This window comes from Candidatus Amarobacter glycogenicus, from assembly GCF_016704105.1.
Taxonomy (GTDB): Bacteria; Chloroflexota; Dehalococcoidia; order Tepidiformales; family Tepidiformaceae; genus Amarobacter; species Amarobacter glycogenicus.
Window position 1 is genome coordinate 238,823 of sequence record NZ_JADJAT010000002.1, and the last position, 23,437, is coordinate 262,259.

The 23,437-nt window shown below is 64.7% G+C and carries 23 protein-coding genes; 6 read left to right on the forward strand and 17 right to left on the reverse strand.

The features are described from left to right. Nucleotides 1-79: 79 nt before the first annotated feature. A complete protein-coding gene (locus tag IPG14_RS05920; RefSeq protein WP_343391186.1) occupies nucleotides 80-580 on the forward strand; it encodes a DinB family protein in 501 nt (166 codons plus the stop codon). Here the strand turns inward: IPG14_RS05920 and IPG14_RS05925 are convergent, their stop codons facing one another. Genes IPG14_RS05925 through IPG14_RS05935 form a run of 3 tightly spaced genes read right to left on the reverse strand, consistent with a single transcriptional unit; the run spans nucleotide 581 to nucleotide 2,707 of the window. After that, nucleotides 581-1,150: a chloramphenicol phosphotransferase gene (locus IPG14_RS05925; protein ID WP_343384288.1), complete on the reverse strand. Its 570-nt coding sequence runs from the start codon at nucleotides 1,148-1,150 to the stop codon at nucleotides 581-583. 57 nt (nucleotides 1,151-1,207) lie between these two features. Continuing rightward, nucleotides 1,208-1,798: a PHP domain-containing protein gene (locus IPG14_RS05930; protein ID WP_343391187.1), complete on the reverse strand. Its 591-nt coding sequence runs from the start codon at nucleotides 1,796-1,798 to the stop codon at nucleotides 1,208-1,210. Nucleotides 1,799-1,807: 9 nt separating this feature from the next. Continuing rightward, nucleotides 1,808-2,707 (reverse strand): LysR family transcriptional regulator, encoded by a 900-nt coding sequence (locus IPG14_RS05935; protein ID WP_343384286.1) that lies wholly within the window; start codon nucleotides 2,705-2,707, stop codon nucleotides 1,808-1,810. A 212-nt stretch (nucleotides 2,708-2,919) separates the two neighbouring features. On the opposite strand from IPG14_RS05935, the gene IPG14_RS05940 reads away from it, so the two are divergent. After that, a complete protein-coding gene (locus IPG14_RS05940) occupies nucleotides 2,920-3,354 on the forward strand; it encodes a nitroreductase family deazaflavin-dependent oxidoreductase (protein WP_343391188.1) in 435 nt (144 codons plus the stop codon). A 42-nt stretch (nucleotides 3,355-3,396) separates the two neighbouring features. Here the strand turns inward: IPG14_RS05940 and IPG14_RS05945 are convergent, their stop codons facing one another. The 4 genes from IPG14_RS05945 to IPG14_RS05960 all read right to left on the reverse strand — a co-directional run bounded on the left by IPG14_RS05945 (nucleotide 3,397) and on the right by IPG14_RS05960 (nucleotide 7,447). Continuing rightward, nucleotides 3,397-3,927 carry a CBS domain-containing protein gene (locus tag IPG14_RS05945; RefSeq protein WP_343384284.1) on the reverse strand — a complete coding sequence of 177 codons (531 nt, stop codon included), beginning with the start codon at nucleotides 3,925-3,927 and terminating at the stop codon, nucleotides 3,397-3,399. A gap of 91 nt (nucleotides 3,928-4,018) precedes the next feature. Further along, nucleotides 4,019-5,053 (reverse strand): 2-oxoacid:ferredoxin oxidoreductase subunit beta, encoded by a 1,035-nt coding sequence (locus IPG14_RS05950; protein ID WP_343384283.1) that lies wholly within the window; start codon nucleotides 5,051-5,053, stop codon nucleotides 4,019-4,021. 3 nt (nucleotides 5,054-5,056) lie between these two features. Beyond that, nucleotides 5,057-6,964, reverse strand: coding sequence for a 2-oxoacid:acceptor oxidoreductase subunit alpha (locus tag IPG14_RS05955; protein ID WP_343388716.1), 1,908 nt, complete (start codon nucleotides 6,962-6,964; stop codon nucleotides 5,057-5,059). 9 nt (nucleotides 6,965-6,973) lie between these two features. Then, nucleotides 6,974-7,447, reverse strand: coding sequence for a CBS domain-containing protein (locus tag IPG14_RS05960; RefSeq protein WP_343388715.1), 474 nt, complete (start codon nucleotides 7,445-7,447; stop codon nucleotides 6,974-6,976). Nucleotides 7,448-7,710: 263 nt separating this feature from the next. Between IPG14_RS05960 and IPG14_RS05965 the strand changes: the two genes are divergently transcribed. The 3 genes from IPG14_RS05965 to IPG14_RS05975 all read left to right on the forward strand — a co-directional run bounded on the left by IPG14_RS05965 (nucleotide 7,711) and on the right by IPG14_RS05975 (nucleotide 11,419). After that, on the forward strand, nucleotides 7,711-9,057 hold the full coding sequence (locus IPG14_RS05965) for an HD domain-containing phosphohydrolase (protein ID WP_343384280.1): 1,347 nt from the start codon (nucleotides 7,711-7,713) through the stop codon (nucleotides 9,055-9,057). Between the two features lie 344 nt (nucleotides 9,058-9,401). After that, entirely contained in the window at nucleotides 9,402-10,058 is a 657-nt protein-coding gene (locus IPG14_RS05970; protein WP_343388714.1) for a hypothetical protein, read from the forward strand. A 77-nt stretch (nucleotides 10,059-10,135) separates the two neighbouring features. Beyond that, entirely contained in the window at nucleotides 10,136-11,419 is a 1,284-nt protein-coding gene (locus IPG14_RS05975; protein ID WP_343391189.1) for an alpha/beta hydrolase, read from the forward strand. A 202-nt stretch (nucleotides 11,420-11,621) separates the two neighbouring features. Here the strand turns inward: IPG14_RS05975 and IPG14_RS05980 are convergent, their stop codons facing one another. Continuing rightward, on the reverse strand, nucleotides 11,622-11,954 hold the full coding sequence (locus IPG14_RS05980) for a hypothetical protein (RefSeq protein WP_343391190.1): 333 nt from the start codon (nucleotides 11,952-11,954) through the stop codon (nucleotides 11,622-11,624). A 74-nt stretch (nucleotides 11,955-12,028) separates the two neighbouring features. Beyond that, nucleotides 12,029-12,835: a methyltransferase domain-containing protein gene (locus IPG14_RS05985; protein ID WP_343391191.1), complete on the reverse strand. Its 807-nt coding sequence runs from the start codon at nucleotides 12,833-12,835 to the stop codon at nucleotides 12,029-12,031. A gap of 103 nt (nucleotides 12,836-12,938) precedes the next feature. Here IPG14_RS05985 and IPG14_RS05990 point away from each other — a divergent pair, with 103 nt between their 5' ends. After that, nucleotides 12,939-14,417 (forward strand): PLP-dependent aminotransferase family protein, encoded by a 1,479-nt coding sequence (locus IPG14_RS05990; RefSeq protein WP_343384275.1) that lies wholly within the window; start codon nucleotides 12,939-12,941, stop codon nucleotides 14,415-14,417. On the opposite strand, the gene IPG14_RS05995 is transcribed toward IPG14_RS05990, so the two are convergent. The 8 genes from IPG14_RS05995 to IPG14_RS06030 form a co-directional block, all read right to left on the reverse strand. Continuing rightward, a complete protein-coding gene (locus tag IPG14_RS05995; RefSeq protein WP_343391192.1) occupies nucleotides 14,414-15,055 on the reverse strand; it encodes a hypothetical protein in 642 nt (213 codons plus the stop codon). The genes IPG14_RS05990 and IPG14_RS05995 overlap by 4 nt on opposite strands. 133 nt (nucleotides 15,056-15,188) lie before the next feature. After that, nucleotides 15,189-16,799 (reverse strand): amidohydrolase, encoded by a 1,611-nt coding sequence (locus IPG14_RS06000; RefSeq protein ID WP_343391193.1) that lies wholly within the window; start codon nucleotides 16,797-16,799, stop codon nucleotides 15,189-15,191. 171 nt (nucleotides 16,800-16,970) lie between these two features. Beyond that, entirely contained in the window at nucleotides 16,971-20,210 is a 3,240-nt protein-coding gene (locus IPG14_RS06005) for a VWA domain-containing protein (RefSeq protein ID WP_343388708.1), read from the reverse strand. A 76-nt stretch (nucleotides 20,211-20,286) separates the two neighbouring features. Further along, nucleotides 20,287-20,898: a YfcE family phosphodiesterase gene (locus IPG14_RS06010; protein ID WP_343384270.1), complete on the reverse strand. Its 612-nt coding sequence runs from the start codon at nucleotides 20,896-20,898 to the stop codon at nucleotides 20,287-20,289. A 6-nt stretch (nucleotides 20,899-20,904) separates the two neighbouring features. Then, the gene (locus IPG14_RS06015) at nucleotides 20,905-21,789 is read right to left on the reverse strand and encodes a CbbQ/NirQ/NorQ/GpvN family protein (RefSeq protein WP_343384269.1); all 885 of its coding nucleotides are present in this window, start codon (nucleotides 21,787-21,789) and stop codon (nucleotides 20,905-20,907) included. A gap of 4 nt (nucleotides 21,790-21,793) precedes the next feature. Further along, a complete protein-coding gene (coaE, locus tag IPG14_RS06020) occupies nucleotides 21,794-22,414 on the reverse strand; it encodes a dephospho-CoA kinase (protein ID WP_343391194.1) in 621 nt (206 codons plus the stop codon). A gap of 96 nt (nucleotides 22,415-22,510) precedes the next feature. Continuing rightward, entirely contained in the window at nucleotides 22,511-22,900 is a 390-nt protein-coding gene (locus tag IPG14_RS06025; RefSeq protein WP_343391195.1) for a VOC family protein, read from the reverse strand. A 102-nt stretch (nucleotides 22,901-23,002) separates the two neighbouring features. Next, entirely contained in the window at nucleotides 23,003-23,422 is a 420-nt protein-coding gene (locus tag IPG14_RS06030; RefSeq protein WP_343384266.1) for a helix-turn-helix domain-containing protein, read from the reverse strand. Nucleotides 23,423-23,437: the final 15 nt, after the last annotated feature.

Here is a 23,437-nt window from a genome sequence, read left to right on the forward strand (position 1 = left end):
CCGTAGGACGCCCCTGCCGGTCGATCTATCCATCGAATGCCGTATCCTCGGGCGGCGAATCCCCTACCGGAGCACTCACGTGGCCGAGCAGCGCATTCCCGACCCCACCCTGATGGCACGCCTCCAGCTCAGCGTGAAAGGAGTCGACTGGGCGGCCTCCCTCGTGAAACCCTGGCAGCACGAAGCCATCGAAGACGTCTGGTCAGCCCACCACCAGGTCGCGCATCTCATCGCCGTCGAGACAGAGAACTTCCAGCCGCGCATCCGGCGCATCCTTGCCGAAGACCGCCCCGAACTCGTCTCCTGGGACACAGAGGCATTCAACGAGCGCTACAGGCCCGACGGCGACATCGATGACCTCGCCGAGCGCTTCATGGCAGAACGCACGAAAACCGTCGAGATGTTCAAGAGCCTTTCCCCGGATCAGTGGCTACGGACCGGGATCTGGCCCGACAGTCAGGAAGTAGACCTCGCGTGGCTGGCGGAAAAGGTCCTCTGGCACGCCCTGGACCATTTTGCGGTGCTTCTCGACCTGCACGGGGAATTCGAGAAGCGCCAGGCCCGGCGCTGGATGGCCTGATCAACTCCTCCGCGACGACGCCCAGTCGATGATGATGCGGGCGGATTCCTCCGGGGGCATCCGCGTGATATCCAGGCAGATCACGTTCGGGTGGTCCGTTGAGAACTGCGGGACTTCGTCGTTGAGCCGGGCGCCCTGGACCGGGTCGATGAGTTTCATCCGCTCCTTCCTGGCGGGCGACACGATCCGGCGCACGAGCTCCGGAGTCTCGCAGGACAGGATCACCGGCACGAACAGGCTGCCTCGCGCTTCGGCCACCGCCACCGCCTCGTCGAACACTGCCATCTCCGACTCACTCTCGCCCGCAAGGTAGTTCGTGAACACGAACGACAGTTCAGCTGGCGAAAGGTCGATGATCGCGTCGAGCGCGGCGCGCCGGACCATTCGCACGTACGACCAGACCCCTTCGGGTAACGGCTTGATCCCGTCCTGGTCCAGCACATTGAAGATGACGTTCGCGATCGAGTGGTTGTCGACGAGTCGCGCTCCGGTCGCCGCTGCCAGTGCGCTGCCAATGGTGAACTTGCCCACACCGGGCTTGCCGATCAGGTGGAAAATGGTCGACTGCAAGCGGTCGCTGCCCTCCGGGCGTAGCGCCGAACGATACCCGCAGCACCGGGCCCCCGGCTACCGTTCCACCGCCGCCGCCTCGTACCGGCCCGCCAGGAGTTCGCGCAGCAACTCGGCGTCGGTCGTCACGGGATAGGCGAATCGTGTCGCGGCGCGCCCCACCTCGTCCCGCGTGTGAGCGTCCGAACCCGCAATCCCCGGCAGCCGGAATCCCTTGGCCAGGCCGCTCGCCGCGAGATTCTGCAACTTCGTATCCGAGCCGTTCACCGCCTCGACCGAGGCGAAGTACTGCACGGTCTCGTGCGTGACCCGCAGGAGGCCGTCGCGCGCCGGATGGGCGAGGAACAGTACCCCGCCCGATGCCTCCGCCGCCGCGAAGACCGCCCGCGCGATTGCCGAGAATCCAGACGGATCGAGGCCGAAGGCCAGCACGTGTCCCATGTCCGTTGTCAGCTCCACCGCGGAGAAGACCCGGATCGGCGCGGACTCACGGAGCTCGGCGAGTTCGCCGGCATCCCAGGCACGGTCGTGTTCCGTCAGGCAGATGCCATCCAACCCCCGCTCGCAGGCCAGCGAGACGAGCTCCGCCGCCGTCAACGCGCTGCACGCCGAGAGCGGGCGGGTGTGGCAGTGCAGATCGATCAGCACCGGCCTTCGCTACCGCGGGAGCTTCATGCCGTAAATCTCGCCCAGCAGGTCGAGAAAGGCAGACATCGGGCCGGACTGCGGCTTGTTCCTTCGGTACATCACCGCGATGTCCCGCTCGACCGGCTCGGCCGACTCGATATGCACCTTGTGCAGCGTCCCAAGGCGGATCTCCCGCTCTACCGAGACCTCCGGTAACAGCGCGATGCCCAGGTTCGCTTCGACCATCTTCTTCGTCGCTTCAATGGAGTCGAGCTGCATCTGCTGGTGCGGGACCACACCGAGGTCCCGGAAGAGACTCAGGATCATCCCGTAGTATCCCGAGTCCCGGTCGAACAAGATCAGCGAATCGTCCGCGAGCTGTTCAACCTTCACCGAACCGCGCTTCGCGTAGCGGTGCTGCGACGACACCACGAGCACCAGTTCGTCGTGGTAGAGCGTCACCGTCCGGACATCGGGATGGTTGATCGGGCGCCCAAACCCGACTTGGACATCGTCATCGACGACCATCTGGAGGACTTCGTCACTGTGACCCGTCCGCACCAGCACGTCGACGCCCTGGTGGTTGTCGCAGAACACCTTCAACAGCCGCGGCAAGACGTAGGTCCCGACGGCTGGCGCCGTGCCAATCATCAGGCGGCCGGCAGTACCGTCGCGCGTGCCCTCAAGCACCATCAGTCCATCATTCAACGTCCGCAAGACGCGCTGGGCGTAAGGAAGAAATGAGCGGCCCGCATCGGTCAGCTTCACGCCTCGGCCCATGCGTTCGAACAACGACTGACCGACCTCGCGTTCGAGCGACTGGATGCGGTTGCTCAGTGACGGTTGTGCGACGCTCAGCAGCTCGGCCGCCCGGCTGAAGCTGCCGCAATCGGCGGCAGCGATAAATGCGTCCAGTTGGGCCAGTTCCATGGATGGCTCACCCGTTAGCGATAAGTCTTCGCTATGCCAGAACCATACGGGTTCGGCCAGCCATAGGCTAGAGATTGGTATGTATCAGGCAACGGCGGGGTGTACCCGGCGAACGGAGCCGCCCGGCCGATCGCCTGTCCGGCGCCCTCTGCGTCAGCCTGGCCTATACTGCGTGGGTTCCCTCGCGGGAATCGATCAGACTGGAGAACTTGATGGCCGACTACATCCCGAGCCCCGTCGAGTGGGTACGCAAGCAGGTTGAGCTGTACGAGAGCTCGGGCGGCACCCAGGGGACGACCCTGCGCGAAACCGGCTTGCCGGTGATCATCGTCACCAACACCGGCAACAAGACCGGCGCGATTCGAAAGACGCCGCTCATGCGTGTTCAGGACGGCGCGAACTACGTACTCGTGGGCAGTGTCGGCGGGGCGCCGAAGAACCCGGTCTGGGTCTACAACCTCCGCACCAACCCCGCCGTCGAGCTCCGTGATGGGACCACGGTCCAGGCGATGCGTGTCAGGGAAGTCAAGGACGCCGCCGAGCGCGCACGCCTCTGGGAGCTCGCGGTCGCTGCCTTCCCGCCGTATGCGGACTACCAGAAGCGCACCACCCGCACGATCCCGCTCTTCGTCGCGGAACCCATCTAACCTCCGCGTACCCTGCCGCCCGCACGGTCGCCCGGGACTCTCTCAGTCGAAGTACCGGCCGAGCACCCAGCTCATGATGTCCCTCACTGTGATCATCCCCACCAGTTCTCCGTCGCGGACGACCGGGATGTGACGGAACCCACCGTCGCCCATCTTATTGAGGGCGAACGCCATCGTGTCGTCTTCGCGCAGCACCACCGGGTCTGCGGTCATGTAGTAGGCGACCGGATCGTCCAGTACCGCGAGCCGCGCCGCTGCCTTCTTGAGCACGTCCCGGTCCGTGAAGATACCGACGACTTTCCCGCTATCCACGACGACAACGGCCCCCGTCGGGTCGCCTTTCATCTCGAGCACGGCATCGCGGACCGTCTGCATCGGCGCGACGGTACGCGGACGCGTCATCCGCACGGCAGAGATGGAAACGTTCAAGTCGCTTTCCGATACGACCTGGACCGACTCCGGCACGTCGATGCCGCTCAAGTCCATCGTGCAGCGTTCGCAGGCGTCACTGCCTTCGATGTTCTCGGTTCCGCAACTGGGACAGATCACGATGTTGCGCAGGTCTGTGGTCATGGCTCGGCGCCTCCTGAGCGAAACAGACAGAGCCCCAGGTGGCCCGGGGCTCTGAAAGATAACAGATTGTCGACGCCTATGGATGTATCGGTTAGTCCACAACCCAGGTTTCGCCCGCATGCAGTATCGCCGCGAGGTCGCCGGGGCCCTTCGCCCGCGCCGCATCTACCTGCTCCTGGACCAGCTGGTCATAAACCGGCCCGTCCACATCGCGGAAGACGCCGATCGGCACCGGGAACTCCGGGTAGTCCATCCCAACGAGAATGTTCGCCAACGAGAGGTTTTGCTGCTTCGTGTCGTGCACGAGCAGTCCGTCATCGCCGGCGGCGTTCTCCACCACTTCCGGCTGGAAGCCGTTCAGGCGGATGCCGTGCTGGTTTTCCTTCCCGAAGCGCAGCGGCTTGCCGTGCTCCAGGTACACCATCTTGTCCTGTCGCACGTCCTTGTCATAGAAGGCTGCGAAAGCGCCGTCATTGAAGATGTTGCAGTTCTGGTACACCTCGACGAACGAGATCCCTTTGTGCTGGGCCGCCCGGTAGAGCGTCTCCTCCAGGTGCTTCGTGTCCCGGTCGATCGATCGGGCAACAAACGTGGCGCCCGCTGCCAGTGCCACGCGGATCGGGTTGAGAGGACGTTCCGTCGTCCCATACGGCGATGACTTCGTCACCTTTCCGAACTCCGAAGTTGGGGAGAACTGCCCCTTGGTCAGGCCGTAAATGCGGTTGTTGAAGAGCACCACGTTCAGGTCCACATTCCGCCGCATCGCGTGCAGGAGGTGGTTCCCCCCGATAGAGAGTCCGTCTCCGTCACCTGTGACGACGAAGACCGACAGTTCCGGACGCGCGGTCTTCAGCCCACTCGCGATCGTGAGTGCACGCCCGTGGATGCTGTGGAAGCCGTACGTCTCCACGTAGTATGGAAAGCGGCTGGAGCAGCCGATGCCGCTGATGAAAACCACGTTCTCACGCGGGATCCGCAACTCCGGCAGCATCTTCTGCATCTGCGCCAGGATCGAGTAGTCGCCGCAGCCGGGGCACCAGCGCACCTCCTGGTTCGAAACGAAGTCCTTGCGTGTCAAGACCGGCAGTTCACCGGCGATAAGGCCATTACTGGTAGGTGTGGTCACGGTCTAGCCTCCCGACAGCCCGGAGCTCTGGGGGAATTCGAAGACGTACGGCCCGCTCCGTCCGAGCACCTCGTCGATCTTCCCTTCGATTTCGGCGATCTTGAACGGTTGCCCGGAGATCTTGTTAAAGGGCACTGCGTCGATAACGAACCTCCCCCGGACGAGGAGCGAAAGCTGCCCCGTGTTCAGCTCGGGGATGAGCACGTGCTTGTAGCTTCGGAGCACCTTCTCCAGGTTCCCCGGGAATGGGTTCAGGTAGCGCAGGTGAGCACTCGCGACGCTCAGTCCGTTCTTCCGGGCGTTCTCGGCAGCGCTTGTGATGGCGCCATAGGTGCCGCCCCATCCCAGGACGAGGATGTCGCCCGTCGACGGTCCCTGCACTTCCAGGTCTGGGATATCCGATGCGATGCGATCGACACGGCCCTTGCGGGCGAGCGTCATCTCGTGGTGGTTGCGCGGATCGTAGCTGATGTCACCGGTCTGGCCGGACTTCTCGAGACCACCGATCCGGTGCTCGAGACCCTTCTGACCGGGGACTGCCCATGACCGAGCCAGTGTCTTTGGGTCGCGGGAGTACGGGCTGTACTCCTCCCCTTCCTTCGCGTAACTCCACGGGATCTTCGGGAGTGTCGACACATCTGGAATGCGCCACGGCTCAGACCCGTTCCCGACGTATCCGTCGCTCAGCAGGATGACCGGGACCATGTACTTCAGCGCGATCCGGAACGCCTCGATCGCCATCAGGAAGCAATCCGAAGGTGTCGCCGGTGCGAGTATCGCAACGTAGCTGTCGCCGTTCCGGCCGAACATCGCCTGGAGGAGGTCGGACTGTTCCGTTTTCGTCGGCATACCGGTGCTCGGGCCTGCTCGCTGGACGTCGATGACGACCAGCGGCAGTTCGGTCATCACGGCCAGGTTGAGCGCCTCGCTCTTCAGCGCGAGGCCGGGGCCGCTCGTGCCGGTGAGGGCGAGATGGCCGCCGTAGGCGGCGCCGATCGCCGCGCCGATCGCCGCGATCTCGTCCTCAGCCTGGAACGTCTTCACACCGAACGCCTTCAACTTGGAAAGCTCGTGCAGAATGTCCGACGCCGGAGTGATCGGGTAGCTCCCGTAGAACAGCGGAAGCCCGCTCAGGACGGAAGCCGCGACGCAACCCAGGGCGGTCGCTTCGTTCCCGCTGATGTGGCGGTACGTCCCCGCCGGGACCACCGCGGGCGGCACCCGGTACTGGACTCGGAAGAGCTCGGTCGTTTCGCCGAAGTTGTAGCCGGATTTCAACGCCCGAAGGTTGGCGTCAAGGATGTCCGGCCGGCGGGAAAACTGCTCTGTCGCCCACTTGACCGTGGTGTCCATCGAACGGCCGTAAAGCCAGAGAATCAGACCGAGGGCATAGAAGTTCCGGCTACGGAACTTGTCCTTCGCGTTCAGCGGGAGGCCTTCGAGCGCGAGCTCGTTTTGGCGGGTGATGTCGATCGGCACCAGCTGGTAGGCCGAAAGCGAGCCGTCCTCAAGCGGGTTCGAAACGTACGCGGCCTTCTTCAGGTTGGTCGGCTCGAACTCGTTCTCGTCCACAATCAAGAGTCCGCCCGGACGCAGGTCGCCGATGTTCGTCTTGAGCGCGGCCGGGTTCATCGCCACCAGCACATCCGGCCGGTCGCCGGGTGTGTGGATGTCGCTTCCGGAAAACGAAAGCTGGAAACCGGAGACGCCCGGCAAGGAACCGGTTGGGGCCCGGATTTCCGCCGGGAAGTCCGGGAGCGTCGCCAGGTCGTTGCCGAAGACTGCCGCCGTCTTGGTGAACTGGGTCCCCGTCAGCTGCATCCCGTCGCCGGAGTCGCCGGCAAAGCGAATCGTCACACGGTCGAGTTCTTCGACGATGTGCTCGGGCTTGATCTGCGTTTCAGTGGTCATGAGGCTCTGCTATCCACCCTCTGGTCTCTCCATCACCTGGTGAGGGCGTGGAGGCAGGTTTAGTACTTCTTCGGGGTATTCCTCCGCCAGGTGGCGCAACACATCGCCAAGCCGCACCAGTCCCACCACCGTCCCACTCTCCATCACCGGCAGCGTCCGGTAGTGGAACTGCTGCATCAGCATGATGGCCTCGGCGATCGTGCGGCTGGAGGCGATGGTCCGTGGCTCCCGTGTCAGGACCGACGCCCCCAGGGGCTGGTCCCAATCGAAGCTCTCGTCCATGCACCGGTTGAGGACGTCCCGCTCCGTGAAGATACCTTCGAGCTTCCCCTCATCAACCGCCACCACGCACGAACGTGAACCTTCTTGCATCACGGCCAGGGCGCTTCGGACGGAAGTGGACGGGGAAACCACGGCTGGCGCTTCGAGCGGCAGCTCATTCAGGCGCTGGTTGACGAACCGGCTGAGCCGGGAGCGATCCATCTCGTTCTGTGTCGTCGCCTGGGCAGATTAGCGCCGGATAACCCCTCGATTCCCCGGCGCGCGCTTTGCCTCAAGTCTACCCCGTTTGCTTCGCTTGTGCAGGCCGGGAAAACCCCCGATCGCCCTCTCTCACCGGGATCCCCTGAATGCCCCCTACGACTCTTCCCTATTTCGCTGCCCCGTCACCATCTCATCCCTGAAGCGTCACCAGCGTGACGCCGATATTCCTGTCACCGGGTGCTATCCGCTGGAGAACACGGCTCATGGCCTCAAGGGCGCAGATCCAAACGGTCAAAGCAGACTTCCTCGACCCGTCGTTGTACGACGATCCGGGTTTCAGCGGTCTCCCTCGCCTCAGCCGCGGCACAGTGCTTGCCGCCCTGAGCCGCGCCTTCGATCTCGCTGAAGGCCGCCGGCCGGGTCACGCCCAACGCGTTGCCTATGTCGGCGTCTTCCTCGCCAGCGAGCTCGGCCTCGAACCGCAGCGAATCGAGGAAGTCTTCTTCGGCTGCCTCCTCCACGATGCCGGCATGGCCGCGGCCGCTACAGTCCCGCGCCTCGATGCCAACCGCGGCGGCAAGATGATTGCCGGCGGGGCGCGCGTCACCGACATGCTGGACCAGGTCCCCTCCGGCGCCTGGAATGAGGTTGTCGAGGCGATCGCCAGGCATTGCGACGAAGGTTCCCGGATCGTCCGCAAGATGGGATTCGGCGAAGCCGTCGTCAACGCCGTTGCCGGCCACCACGACTGCTGGGACGGCTCCGGCTCGCCGAAGGCGCAGCCCGGCGAGCGAGCCCCCCTGATCTCCCGCATCGTCTCAATCGCCGACCGCGTCGAGTCACTGATCGATGCGGAGTCCTCGCCACTCGTCATTCGCCGCCGCGGTCCCGCCCTCGTCCGCGAGATGGCCGGCCACGAAATCGACCCGGAACTCGCCGAGAAGATGGCCGACATCGCCGGCCGCGACGAATTCTGGCTCGGCCTCTACGACAACGATCTCGCCTCCGCCCTTATGTCGCTTAACTACGGTGGCATCATGGCAAGGGAGGAACTCTTCGACTTCATCGCTGTCCTGAGCGATGTCGTCGATGTCCGCAACGGTCGCGAGTACGGGCGCGGACGACGTGTCGCCGAACTCGCCCGCCGCGTCGCCCTCGCTTGCGACATGACGGAGCGCCGCGCAGACCTCGTGAAGGTCGCGGCGCTCTTGCAGGACATCGGGACGCTTGGCGTGCCCGTCCACTACCTGAGCAAACCCGACATCCTCAGCGTCGACGAGATGTCGACAGTACAGATGCACCCCGTCTACGCCCGCGACATCTTGAGTGAGATACCCGGCCTTGGCGCCACCGCATGGTGGGTCGGTTGCCACCACGAACGGATCGACGGCAAGGGCTACCCCGGCATGCTCGAAGGCGCCGAAGTCCCGGCCGAGGCCCAGGTCATCGGCATGTGCGAAGCCTTCGACGCCCTCACAAGCGACCGGCCTTACCGCCGCGCGATGACCCACTCAGACGCGATCGAAGTGATGCGCGGTCTCGCCGGTACCCGCTTCGACCCCTACCTCTTCACCCGTTTTGAAGACATCGTGAGCCCGACCGAGGCCTAACGAGCGTCCGGAGCGCTCTGGCAACCCGCTTCTCAGGAGAAGGCCCGGCGGAAAACGGGCCTTCTTCGTGTCCCGGCCGATCCCCGCTCCGAACAGCTACCGCCGCTCACCGAGCACTTCACCGGCGCAGCGACGGGCGATTCCGTCATGGCCTGGCAGGTGATCCTTTCCCCTCGATTCGATACTGTAGGGTTGCTGGCCGCGGTTTCGAATACGCACCCGTACGACGAATCCCGGCCGGCACGGGCGTCCATGCGAAAAGAGGGCGCCCGGCAACATCCCGGGAACGGCAGCGAACAGCGCCGTGGTGTTCACCCCTTTCACGACACAGGATGGCTGACTCCGTGCACCTACGACCCCTCTACTACTACGCATCGCCCGGGCTCGGAACGACCCGGCGAGTTCATCGAAAACACAGCCGAATCGCGGTGGCCACCCTCGCCGCCGTCGCAGCCCTCGCGGGGGCGTCCTTCGTGGCCTGCGGCGGCGATGACGACGACGACTCGGCCACGACGCCGGCAGCCTCGGACCAAACCGTAGCGACAGCCGCCGAATTGGTCGCCGACATCCCGAAGCTCGGCTACAAGGAAGTAACCGACGGCAAGGCCGCCGGCTTCGCCGAAACCGCCACTTCCAGGGTCGCGCTCTTCGAAAATCCCGCTAGCAAAGTGTCCTCGCTCCGCCTCGAAGTCTCCATCCTCGCCAACATCGAGACTGCGACGACGAACTTCGGCACCCTCGCCGAAGCACTGAAGAACCCTCCGCCCGACCTTTTCGGCGCCAACACGAAACAGACTGCCGGCACGCCCGCCTACCAGGCGGACCAATCGCGCAGCTACAGGACCGACAAGCCCGACAACCAGGGCACCTACGTCTGGTCAGACATCCACCGGTTCGGACGCGCAGTCGTCATCGTCTACACGATTGGGCCCGACATACCGGAGACCGCGAACGTCCGGAAGCAGGTCGCGGAGCAGCTGGCGGCGAAGGCGCCGCGCTAACGTTCCAGCCCCCGCGTGAGCGGCTCATCCGCGCCGCTCGTACAATCCGCGGCCAGCCATACGCAGGATTGAACACCATGACCCACCCGGAAGAGCGCGCCCGCCGCCTCCCATTCGCCTTCACCCGCCTGGACCCCTCAGTCCGCCGCGAAGCGGTGTACCTCGAGGCCACCGACACCGCCCAGAGTTTCGGCATCCTCTACCGGCCCGCGAACCGCGCCCCGAAGGCCGTCGTCTACCTGATGCACCCCCGCGCCGAGTTCACTCGCCACTATGTCGTGCCACCCTTTACCGCCCGCGGCTACGCCGTCTTCGGCCAGAACAGCCGCTATATCAATAACGACACCGACATGGTTCACGAGCGGCTCCTGCTCGATATCGCCGCAGGCCTGCGCTACCTGAAGGAAGCTGGATTCGAGCGGATCGTCCTCCTCGGCAACAGCGGCGGCGGCTCCCTCCTCGGCTTCTACCAGTCCCAGGCCTCCCGGGCCCCGGCAAAACGCCTGGCGATGACTCCGGGCGGCGAGCCCATCGACCTCACGCAGGAAGTCATGCCGGAAGGCGACCTCTACATCGCCGTCGCCGCCCACCTGGGCGAGGGCCGCTTCATGCTCAACGTCATCGACCCCAGCGTCCTCGACGAAAACGACCCAACGGCCGTCGACCACGAATGGGACATGTACAACCCGGCGAACGGCTACCGGCCGTTCCCGGAGCCAAGCCATTACGACCGGCAGTGGCTGGCCGAGTACCGCAAGCGCCAGGTCGCCCGCTCACACCGGCTCGACACGATCGCCCGCGAACACATCGCGGAACACGCCTACTTCCGCAACCAGCTCCGCGACCCCGGGCATGCCGCCTTGCCCGAAGCAGCTCGCGGAATGGTCGCCCGGCGCGCCCGCCTCTGGAAGTACATGGTCATCTACCGGACACTCGCGAACCCCGCCTACCTGGACCCCACAATCGACCCCAGCAATCGGCCAGTCGGCAGCATCTTCAGTCCCGCCGACCCGATCATCGGCAATTACGGCCCCGGCGGCCTCGCCCGCACGATGACGCCGCGCGGCTGGCTTAGCACCTGGAGCGGCACCAGCTCCCAGGCCGAGCTGCCCGACACCATCCGCCACGTCACCGTCCCGACGCTCATCGTCTTCGCCGATGGCGACTGCGACATCTTCCCGGCCGAGCAAGAGGAACTGCTCGAGAAGAGCGGCGCCGAGGACAAGTTGCTTCGCACGCTCCCCTGGGCCGACCACTATCTCTATCCGGTCGGCGAAGAAGGGAAGAAGCTCGCCGATCCGCGCGAGCGGCTGATCGAGATGATCATCCCGTGGATCGAGGAAAGGCTCGGCAGCAGGTAGGAATGGAAGTCGAGTTCGGCCAGCGTCAGCTCGAGCGTTGCTATCTCAGCCGGTCTGACGCCGTTCGATTTCGACTGTGTGGTCCGGTGGTCGGCGCGAAGTTCGGGCGTTTTCTCTCTGTGACGATAGTCGAGGTGACACAGCACTATGGCCGCTAAACGCAGGGCGCCGCTCAACTCGCAACTCGCAACTCACAACTCCCCTATGCGTACCCCTCCCGGCCCTCCGCCTCTTGCTTCAGCGCCCAGGTCGCGATGCTCGTCTCGATGGTCTCTTCGAAGCCGAAGATCGCGCCCGCCGCGATCGCAACCGGCCACTGGAACCACCACCCCAGCCCGATCGCCAGCAGCGACATTCCCTGGATCATCTGGCGCATGGCGCGGATCCAGCCGTAATTCTTGCCTCGCGCCTCGTACGGCAGCCGGAGCTGCAGGCCCTGCCTCCACCCACCGAGGAACGTTAACCACGCGCCGAACGCGACAATCACAGCGGCAGGGGCCAACCGAAAGTCCGATTCCCAGAGGAGCGTTTCCATGCGCCGATTGTGCGTCCGACGATGTGGGCCGCGGCAGGGCCACCGCAACCCAGACCGACGGAGCCACGTCGGGTTCACCCTCTAGCGTTCGCGCGAACGATCCACATCTTCCGAATCGTCTTCACCCGGTCGCCTTCGACGAACCGCTGGTCATTCGCCAACAGTTCCTGCATCGCCTTCGCCCGGACGTCCGGCGCCAGGCCCATGGGCGCGAGCATGCCGCCGCTCATCGGCTCTCCCGTGAAAGGCGCATCCATGGGGTCGTCGAATGCCTCGAAGGAAACACCCCGGAAACCCGCTTCCGCCAGGAACTCGCGGGTCAGCGCTTCTTCGCCCAGGGCGAGGGGCGTTGGCGGCGGGAAGCGCGAGGGCGGGCGCGGCGGCGCGTACTTCGCGAGGATGTTCGCGCCAAACCACGGGTTCGCCGTCGCGGATTGAAAGCACACGAACACCAGCCGTCCGCCCGGCTTCATATGCCGCCCAATGTTCGAAAACGACTCGACGAAGTCGGAGAAGAACATCACGCCGAGGCGGCTGAACACCGCGTCGAACGGTGCACCGGGGACCCTATCGACCTGAACGTCGGCGTTCACGAAGGTAGCATTCCTGAGGCCGGACTCGGCTGCGCGCGAACGCGCAAGCTCGAGCAGGTCCTCGGAGATATCCGCGCCGGTCGCGCTCCCGGTCGGCCCAACGGCCGCGGCTACCTCAAGCGTCGGCAACCCACCGCCACAGCCGACGTCGAGTACTCGTTCGCCCGGCTTGGGCTGGAGCGCTGCCATCAGGGGCGCGGTGAGTCCTGAAACCGTAGGTTCGAGGCCACGCCACATGTTCAGGAACTCCGGCGAATTCCACTGTCGCTGCATTCCCTCGTTGACCATCGGCGGCACCTCGCTTCGAGTATTCCGGGAGTATAGACCGGCCCGTGAGCGCCTCACCCTTTCGACGGATTCTGTTCTCACGCGGGGCTGATACCATTCACTCTTGGACATCGTCATCGAACTCCCCGACGATCCGGCCCGCCCCGCCTACCAGCGCCTGGCCGAAGCCATCCGTGAAAGCATCCTCGGCGGACGCTTCCGGGCTGGCGAGCGCCTCCCCCCGACGCGTGTGCTCGCCGGGAATCTCTCCCTTGCCCGCAATACCGTCCTCGAAGCCTACGAACAGCTCATCGCCGAGGGCTACCTCGCCGCCCGTCACGGCTCAGGCACGTTCGTCGCCCCGGACCTGCCCGATCGCGCCTTCAGGGCTGAATCGATCGCTGCAAACGTTGCCCGGGACGGACAAGGGGCCCCTCCCCGCCTCTCCGGGTTCGCCAGGAGGCTCGTCGCCGGCGAAGTGCCAACCGCCATCGACGAAGAGACGCAGCGACCGACTGACTTCGAATTCCGCTACGGGACGCCCTCGTTCGACGAGTTCCCCATCGACGCATGGCGCACGCTGACCAAGCGCGTCCTCGACTATCCGCCGAAAGAGCTGCTGGGATACGGTCCCACACAGGGCCTGCCACAGCTCCGCGAGGCCCTCGCCCGCTACCTCCAGCGTTCGCGGGGCGTCCGCTGTGATGCGAACCAGGTCCTCGTCGTGAATGGCTCCCAACAGGCGCTCGATGTCGGCGCCCGGGTGCTCATCGACCCCGGCGACGTCGTCGCCATTGAAGATCCGGGCTACCGGGGCGCCCGCGCCGTCTTCCAGGCAATGGGTGCGCGAGTCATGCCGGTTCCCTGCGACAACGAAGGCATCGTCGTCGACGCGATCCCCGATGAGGCCCGGGTCATCTACGTGACTCCCTCCCACCAGTTCCCAACCGGTGCCGTTATGTCTGCCTCGCGCCGCCTCGAACTGCTCGCCCGGGCATCCCGTACTGGCGCCGTCATCATCGAAGACGACTACGACAGCGAGTTCCGCTACGAAGGCAGGCCCCTCGCCGCCCTCCAGGGCCTGGATGAAGGTGGCCGTGTCATCTACACCGGGACCCTCTCCAAAGTCCTTCTCCCCGCCCTTCGCCTCGGCTATATGGTCGCCCCTCCGAGCCTTCAACCCGCCATCACCGGAGCCAAGTGGCTGACCGACCGCCACGTCGCCCTGCTCTACCAGGCCGTCCTCGCACTCTTCATCGATGAAGGCCATTTCGAGCGGCATCTCCGCCGGATGCGAAAGGTCTACGAAACCCGCCGCTCTACCCTGCTCACCGCCTTCGCTGAACACTTCGGGAGCCGCGCCGCGATCACCGGCACCGAAAGCGGCATGCACGTACTCGTGAACATCCAGGGTGTCTCCGATGCCGACAGCTTCATCGAAACCGCGCGTGCAAGCGGCGTCGGCATCTATTCGGCGCGGAGCTATTACCTCGGTTCGCCGCCCGCTGGGGCTTCGTTTCTCATGGGCTACTCGAGCGTCAACGAGGACGGCATCCGCCGTGGAATCGAAATACTCGCGAAAGTCGCCGGCACCCGGCCTTAGCCGCCAGACCGCACGTTGAACGCGCAGACTGGCGAACCATCGGTCATCCGGCTCTGGACCTCAACGGTTGCAGATTCGCCAAGCGCCACCTGGACCACCCGCTGTTCCAGTTCGCAGCACTGCGCATACTCGCTGGCGACTTCTTTCAGAGGGCAGTGGCGGAACCGGAGACACCACGTCCTCTCCGCCGTCTGTTCATATTCGGGGAAGAAAGGTGCGAACGTTGGCGCCCGCACGAGCTCCCGCAGTCGCCCGCCGACGCTGGGGGCACGGACGTGTTGCTGGAGTTCGAAAACCTGCGCCTGTTCCACGAACCGCATGATCTTCGCCTCGCACTCACGGTCCTCGGCGACGGCATCGAAGACCGCTCTCAGGAGGGGTGCGTAGCTCTGCGGGAAGAGCGTCTCGCCCGCAGGAGTGAGCCGGTAGATATGCAACGGCCGCCCGGGGCCGTTTCGCTGATTCGTGTGCGAAACGATGCCCAACCGTTCCAGTGCCGTCAGATGGGCGCGGACCGCCGCGACTGAAAGGTATGTCGCGACACCCAGAACTTCCGCCGTCGCCTCGCCGCGCTCTTTCAAGCCCAACACAAGCGCCTTCCGTGTCGGTGCTAAGAGCCCAAGGACGGGTGAGTTCATCAGTGAACGAACCATAAACAACCGGCGATTCCAGCGTCACTCGGCGCGACAAAAGTTCGTCGTATTCAATCTATACTCGCACCGCCGTGGCGTCATGACCACCCATCCGATGCCGGCTCGGGCTCCGACCGCTTCACCCCTCGTAAACGACCCGCCCGCCAACAACCGTCATCGCGATGGGAAGATCGCGCAGCTCGCGCACGGGAACCTTGCGAATGTCCCCGGACAGCACGACCACGTCCGCCAGCTTCCCTCGCTCGATGCTTCCCTTGATGCGCTCTTCAAACGAAGCGTAAGCCCCGTTGATCGTATGCATCCGCAGCGCCATCGCCAGGTCGACGCGCTCGTTCGGGCCGCACACATCGCCGCCGCTCGTAGCCCGCGTTTGTGCCTGCTCGATGCCAAAGAGCGGACGGTAGTCGGTGACAGGAGAATCTGAAGAGCCCGCGACGATGACCCCGGCTTCGAGCAACGACTTCGCCGGGAACATCACGTCGGCTCGTTCGCGGCCGTAGTTGCGGATGTAGCCATCGCCGAACTCCCAGAAGAACGCGGGCTGCATCGCGGGGACGATTCCCTGCGCCCTCACACGGCGTTGAAGGTCGGGAGGCGTGATACCGCAGTGTTCGATGCGGTGGCGCAACCCCTGGCGCGGGTACTCGGCCTGTGCACGCGCCATCGCGTCCAGCGTCTGTTCGATGGCGCGGTCGCCCACGGCGTGGACGGTGCACTGCCAGCCTGCCCGGTGTGCCCGCCCGATGAGGCTGTCGAGGTCGTCCTGTTTCCAGTACGCGATGCCGCGGTCGTCTGAGTTCGAGGCGTAGGGCTCGCGTGTCGCCGCTGTCGGTCCCGAACTCGAACCATCAGTTACGACCTTGAAAGCCCCGATGCGCAGCCGCTCATCGCCCAACCCGGTACGGACGCCCGTCGAGAGGATTCCGACATGCGGGTGGTCGGGCGCGTTCACGGTGACGAAGGAGTAGATCCGCACCTGAATGTCGTCCGCATCCACCAGTTCCTTCGCGATGTCGAGCGAAACCCCCGTGAGCCCGCCGGCATCGTGGATACTCGTCAGCCCGCTGGCGAGGTCGCTGTCGTTGGCCGCCTTCAACCACTGGCGCAGTTCGTCGCGCGACGCCGCCGCGGCGATCTGGATTGGCGCGTTCGCACGCTCGTACGAAACCCCCAGCAACCTCCCGTCGCCGTCACGGTCGTAGCGCCCGCCGTCGATATCCGGTGCAGTCAGGGAAAGTCCCGCGAGTTCGATGGCCTTCGTGTTGAAAGCCAGGATATGTCCGCACGTCCGCGTGAAGATCACCGGATGCTCCGGCGCGACAGCGTCGAAGTCGTGCCGGTTGGGGTGGCGCTGTTCCACCAATCGCGAGTGGTCGTAGCCACGGCCCCGGATCCACGTGCCCGCGGGGAGCGCCGCCGCCCGCTTGCGCACTTCTTCGACGATCGCACGGATGCTATCCATCCCCGCGGCTTTGCAGTCGATGGCCTCGGAGCCCGACCCGAGGCCCGTGAAGTGGTGGTGCGCATCGATGAACCCCGGCGTTAGCGACCGGCCGCGAAGGTCCACGCGCTCTGTCGCCGGTCCGGCCGTCGCCGACACCTCCGCGTTCGAGCCGACGGCAAGAATGCGCCCATCGGAGACAGCGACCGCCTCGGCGATGCTGTTGTTCGCATCAACGGTGTGGACGATGCCGTTGGTGAAGATGAGTTCCGCGCGATCGCCGGGCATGTGGGCGCTCCAGAGAAGTGGTCTTAGGCGCGCATCTTAGGTGGAATCGGCGACGGCGGCGCGGACCACCCTCGTAGGCAGCGCCGGATGGAGACGTGCCTATCCCGCGCTGGCCGCTACCGGACACGCACGAATCGGCGGAGTGAATCGCCCACGGGCGGCTCCCGGCTCTTACTCCGTGAGCCGCCGGTAAAGCGCGGGCAACCGGCTGGGCAGCGCCTCGATGTCGGCGACCACCTCGTAGCCCATGTCTTCACACATCGTCTTCAGGTAGTCGTGGCCGGCCCGGTCGACGGTGAGCGCGAAAGGCGTGATGCCCTCGCGCTTCGCCTCGTTCAGCGCCTGCTTGGTGTCGTGGATCGCGTATTCCTTCTCCGTCCGGTCGCGGCCGTACCCGTGGTCCTGCGGCCGCCCATCGCTGAGCAGCACGAGGATCTTCACTTTCGCGTCGGTTTCCATCAGCTTGAAGGTCGCATGCCGGATCGCCGGGCCCATCCGCGTCGAGCGGATCGGCGTCACCTTGTCCAGCCGGTTTTTGATCTTCGTGTCCAGCGTCTCGTTAAAGTCCTTGATGACGAAGAACTCCACGTTGTCCCGGCCGTAACCACTGAACCCGTAGATCCCGTACTGGTCGCCGATGGTCTCCAGCGCCGTCATCAGGAGGACCGTCGACTCCCTCTCGAGGTCGATGATCCGCTTCGGCGGGCTCGTCAATTCCTGGCGCCGCTTCGAAACCCACCAGCTCAGGTACTTCCGCGGGTCGTCGTCGTAATCGTCGTCGTCGTACTTCTTCTCGCGCTTGTTGATCTCTTCGTCGGTGCTGGCCGACATGTCGACCAGGAAAGCAACGGCGACATCGCGCTCGATCTTGTTCCGGCGCCAGTAGATCTTCTCGTTCGGGCTGGCGCCGGCCCGCTTCTCCACCATCCACTCGATCGCGGAATCGAGATCGAAATCCTCGCCGTCCGGCAGCCGCTTGATCTTCCGGAACATCTCGGGCTTCATCAGTTCGAACTGCTTCCGCGTCTGAGCGACCAGGCCGGCATGCTCACGCAGGGCATTCTCGTAGAAGTTGTCGTCACCCTCTTCGAGCTTGGATTCCTTGACCGCACACCAGCGCGGCTTGTAGTCCTGCGCCCGAAAGTCCCACTCGTCGTAGTAGTACACGGTCACGATCGGGATGAGTTCTTCTTCGCCTTCCCCTGCGCCGGTGCTGTTGTCGCTGGTCGGCTGGTTCTGGTCGCCCTTTTCAGAAGCCGGGTTGCCGGCTTCCTTCATGAGGTTGTTCATGAACATGCCCGTCGAAGCGTCGAGGTCCCCGTCGTACATCGCGTCCAGGTCGATCTCGACACTCTTCGCCAGGAGCTCCGCCAATTGCTCCGGGGTGAGCTGCGCCGGCGACTGCTCACCGCCCTGGCCCATCTTCGCGTCTTCGCGGAGCTTCATCAGCAGGTCCACGAGTTCCGGCTTGAAGTCGCCGCGGAAATCGATCTCCTGCGGGCTTTCGTACTCTGCATCATCGGGGCTCCCTTCGGAGCTCCCGAGTTGCATCTGCGACCCATCGCCGCCGGATTCCCCACCCTCCATGGGCATTGCCTGGCCCGCGTCCATCGGCTCAACCGAGTCCCACGCGCCTTCGTCCATGTTTTCGTACACGTTCGGGATGGAGATAGCTATCTCGTAGAGCGCGAGAGTCGCTTCGGCGGCGTCCTCCACCATCGCTTCGTCAGTGTGCACCGCCTTCAAGAGGCCCAGCGCGCGCGACATCGCTTCGGCACGGTCTTTCGGCCAACGGATGGCGTCGACCCCGTCAAGGCTGGCGCGCACGAGGTTCTCCACGAACCCGTTCCGCAGAGGTAGCTGGCGCACATCGGGGCGCTTCGCCAGCTCCTCCTGCTGCATCCGCGCCAGCGGCCGCCGGATCCCGCCATACTCCCGCTTCACGCGAGAGTCGATGCGCGAATCCTCCGCGATCGTGAACAGGTCCGAGGCCAGCTTCCGCTCGGGGAAGAGGTCGAAGTACTCCTCCATGTCCGTCGTCGCCGGCTTCTCCCGGGCAAGTGCGAAAGCCACTCGCCGCAACGGAAACACTCCGCCCAGCCGGTCGAAGACAAAATCAAAGCTCCCGAACTCGATGTGCGCCGCCTGGTGCGTGGCGAACACCTTCATTGCGGCGAAATTCTCGTCCTTCTCGTGGAAGCGCTCCATTACCTCGGGCAGGAAGATCGTGCTTCCATCCGTACTCGCCCGGTGCTCCTCTACCCAGCCGATGCCTTTTTCGGCCAGCGACTCCGCCGTCTGAATGCTGACGTTCCGGCCCGTCAGCGCCTTGCAGTACAGCCGCATGATCTCGCCGATCTTCGAGAGCTCTATGCGAGCCGACAGTGTCTCGAGAATGTCCTCGCCGCGCGTTGATTGCAGGCGGAAGTAGGCCTCCCCACCGTCGTGGCTCGCCTCCAGGATCCGCAACCCGGCGTTGTGCCATGGTTCCAGCTCATCGATTCGGATCCGCTCCAGGACGCGCGGCACACTCGTGACGAAGTCCATCGCTGCGTAAGCGGAATACGGCGCCAGCTGTTCTGCCAGCTCAATCACCCGGTGGTGGTCATCCGGCTCCAATTCCCCAAGCGAGGCCGATGCCTCCTCGAAGTACTGGAAGGCCGACCGGTTGTGGCCCCTCGCCACCTGCGCCGACAGGATCAGGTATCGCTCGCGGACGGGGCTGTGCACCTTCTGGATGAGCGTGGAGCCGCGCTCGAAGTACAGGCGCGAGTCCGCCCAGCTGGACTGGGCCAGCTCGACCGCGAAGGCGATGAACGGCAGCCGGTCGTCTTCATCCAGCTTCTGGAGGACGGTCGGCGCCGAAGCGAGGCAGGCCGAAGCGAGTTCGTAACTGTGCCGCGAGAGTTCGTCGATGAACAAGACGAGCCGTGCCGCCTGGCCGATGCGCAGCACATGAAACACCGTTGGGGCCAGGTCGAAGAATTGCGCCGCCAGCGAAGAACTCTTCCAGTTCCCCTTGTACAGCCGCCTCCCGAGGTCCGCCCACTGGCGCACGTGCGAAGGCCCAACAGCCTCCATCGTCGCCGCCGAAGAGCGCAGGAAGCTCACCGCCAACGGCGCCGATTCCCCGGCCATCTGCACCGACTCCCGTCCGAGCGTCTCAATCGCGTCCCAGGTCGCGCTCTGGGGAAGCTCTGCGCCAGCCTTGAAATACTCAACTGCCGCTTCCCAGGAGCGCAGGCTCAGGGCTGTCAGTTCCACCCCGGTTTCTGCCCAGCTTTGCAGCTGGTTGGGCGAAAGCCGCGGCGATAGCGCGCGCAGGCCGGCTTCATAGTGCTGTTCGAGCGGGGCCGGGAATCCGGATAGCCGTTCGTGATGGCGCGCCAGGAGTTCTCCAACGATCGTCATAAGTCCTGGTCAGCCTCCGATATTGAGCCATGGTGAACCCGGGTTGCGCACCGGCGGGACCGAGATGGTGGCCGCCTCATGCCTCTCCCGAATGCTTCACGAAGTTCCTGGTTGGATCCTTGTAATCGTAAAAGACAACCTCCTCGGTTGTCGTGTCCCAGGTCGCGCAGGAAAGCTGGAAATCGTTGCGGTGATCCCGCGGGTCTCCTGCCGAACCAGGATTGATGACCAGGACGCGCCCAAAGCGCTGGGCCATCTTGTAGTGCGTGTGCCCGACGATCAGCGTGTCGCACTCAAGCGCCGCCGCCTTCGCCCAGACCGACTCGTGTGGGTAGTGGTAGTCCTTCCATGGCTCCCATGGCGAACCGTGCGTCATCACCACCCGCTTGCCATCGATATCCCTCTCCAGCCGGTACGGCCGGCTCCGCATCCAGTCGACGAGTTCCTGGTCCACCTTCGGCGACGCGAGTGCCCGTTCGCCGTCCCGGCTCAGGATCGTGTCCTCATGGTTCCCGAGGATCACATTCGCCCCCAGGTCGCGAAGTCTGCCAACGACTTCGTTCGACCAACGGAACTGGAACACGGAATCGCCCGCACACCACAACTCGTCGAAAGGCGCCATCAACTCAAGAGCCTTCTCCAGCCCGGCGAGGTTGCAGTGAATGTCCGAGACGATTCCAAGGCGCACCGCGCACTACTCGAAGATCGAGGTGACTACTTCCTCGATGCTGCGTTGCACTTCCTGGTCGTCCGTGAGAGCCCAGGTGATTGCCACCTGGCAGGCGCGCCGGGCAGGCACACCCTGCGCCATCAGCTTGCCGGCGTACACCAGCAATCGCGTGCTCACGCCTTCTCCAAGCCCGTGTTCCTTCAGGTTTCGGACCTTCTCGCCCAGCCGGGCCAGGTCGATCGAGGCCTCGCGCGAACAACCAGCTTCGTGCGCGATGATCTCCGCTTCCTGTTCGCGCGGAGGGTAATCGAACTCGATGGCGATGAAGCGCTGCCGCGTCGAGTGTTTCAGGTCCTTCAGCGCACTCTGGTACCCGGGGTTGTAGGAGATCACGAGGAGGAAGCCATCGGCCGCCTCGATAACCTGCCCGAGCTTCTCGATTGGGAGCAGGCGCCGGTAGTCCGTGAGCGGGTGGATCAGGACCGTGGTGTCTTTGCGTGCCTCCACCACTTCGTCCAGGTAGCAGATGGCCCCCACCTTCACCGCTCGCGTCAGCGGGCCATCCGTCCAGTGAGTGCCGTCTGTGTCCAGCAGGTACCGGCCAACGAGGTCGCTGGCCGTCAAGTCTTCGTGGCAGGCCACCGTGATCAGTGGCATCCGATGCTCGGCCTCTTGCCCGGTCTTGCTTGAGACCTTCATCATCGGCCGCCCCAACTTGTAGGCCATGTACTCGACGAACCGCGTCTTGCCTGCCCCCGTCGGGCCCTTCAGGAGGACCGGGATGCGCTGCGCATACGCCGTCTCAAACAGCTCGACTTCGTCGGCGATGGGGAGGTAATACGGCTCGTCGTGGACCGCGTATTCCTCGGAAGCGTAGATGGTGGCTGAACCTTCGATTCCCTGAGTCATGCTGTCATTTCCTCCCGGCCGCGCTCTGCAGCTTCGTTTGAAGTTCGTCCCAGGCTCGCTGGATGCCCGCTTCGAGCTCCTCCAGCGTCCCGTTGTTCGTGATAACGACATCCGCGCGCGCCATGCGCTCCGCGTTCGAGAGCTGCGAATCGATCCGCGCCCTCGCCGCCGCCTCATCGAGGCCGTTCCGCGTGGCCAGTCGCTGGACGGCGAGGTCCGGCTCCACCACCACGACCCATACGTCGTCCACAAGGTCTTCCCAGCCGGCCTCAAAGAGCACAGCCGCTTCAAGCACGACCAGCGTGTTGCCAGCTGCTTCAAATTCCGAAAGCGCTTCGCTCGCGAGTTTCCGGATGCCCGGCCAGACGACGTCCGTGAGCCGCTTCAATTCGTCCGGCTTGCCGAACACCTTGCCACCCAGCACACGCCGGTCGATGGTCCCATCGGGAGCGACGAGGTCATCTCCGAAGGCTTTCACCACGGCCGCGAACGTGTCGGTGCCGGGGTCGTATGTACGGTGGCCGAGTACATCGGCGTCGATTACGGGGATATCGCGATCCTTGAAAAAGCGGGTCACGGTTGATTTACCGCTGGCGATCCCACCCGTCAGCCCAATGACGTGCACGAGGTACTCCGCGAGGAACGAATGTAATGGAACACTCAGTCTATCCCCGTCATCGAAAACGCGCCAAACGGGCCGCCCGCGCGCGACTCTTCGTCGCTACAGTTCCTGGGCGTCGGACGCGAACGCCACCAAGTGGCCGTCCGGGTCCAGCGCGTATCCCGCGACATGCCCCCAATCGCGAAGGACGGGAGGCTCGATGGCAGCGGCTCCCGCGCGGACGGCTCGCCCAAACCACTCGTCCGGCCGATCGACCATCAGGTACAGCTCAGAGCGCGGTCCGCCACCCGCCTGCACAGCATGTGGCAGGTCGAGCAGCCGGTTGATGCCGTCGACCGGCATGAGTCCCAGCACCGCTCCACCGGGGAGCTCGAACTCGGTCATCCCGGGTACATCCAGCCGCGGGACGGTCTCGAGTACGGAGGCGTAGAACGCAGTGCTCCTCGCCTGGTCTGCCACGAAGAGGATGAAATGCGCCCGAGTGACCACACCGGCAGCCTACACGCGCGGGGTCGCGTCAGCACTCCCACGACCCGGGCTCCGCTGTGCCGCAAGGTGGTCCCTGACCCGCCCTCGACGCCCGTTCGCCCCTTAGGACTGGACCAGGCGAGCCCGGTTCCGCGGCGCCCGGCGAGCGCAAGTCGGGCAGTGGTACACCACCCGGATGCCATGGCCACACTCGTCGTCGACGAGCGTCAGGTCGCTCTCGGCATGCTGCTCCCCGAAGTCCGCCAGCGCCCCAACCACCACGCCCAGGCCATGGCCCTTCGCCGTCAGCTGGTACGCATAGCGGGCCGGGTGGTCGTTGTACAACCGCCGAACAAGCACGCCCGCCGCCTCCAGGTCCTTCAGCCTCCGGGATAGCACCGCCGGCGGTATCCCTTCGACCGAGTCGCGAAGTTCCGAAAACCGCGATCGCCCGCGGAGCAAATCGCGCACGACAAGGAGCGTCCACTTGTCCCCGACGAGGTCGAGTGTCGTCGCAACCGGGCACTTCACGCTTCGCGCCATGCTGGCTTTCCCCCG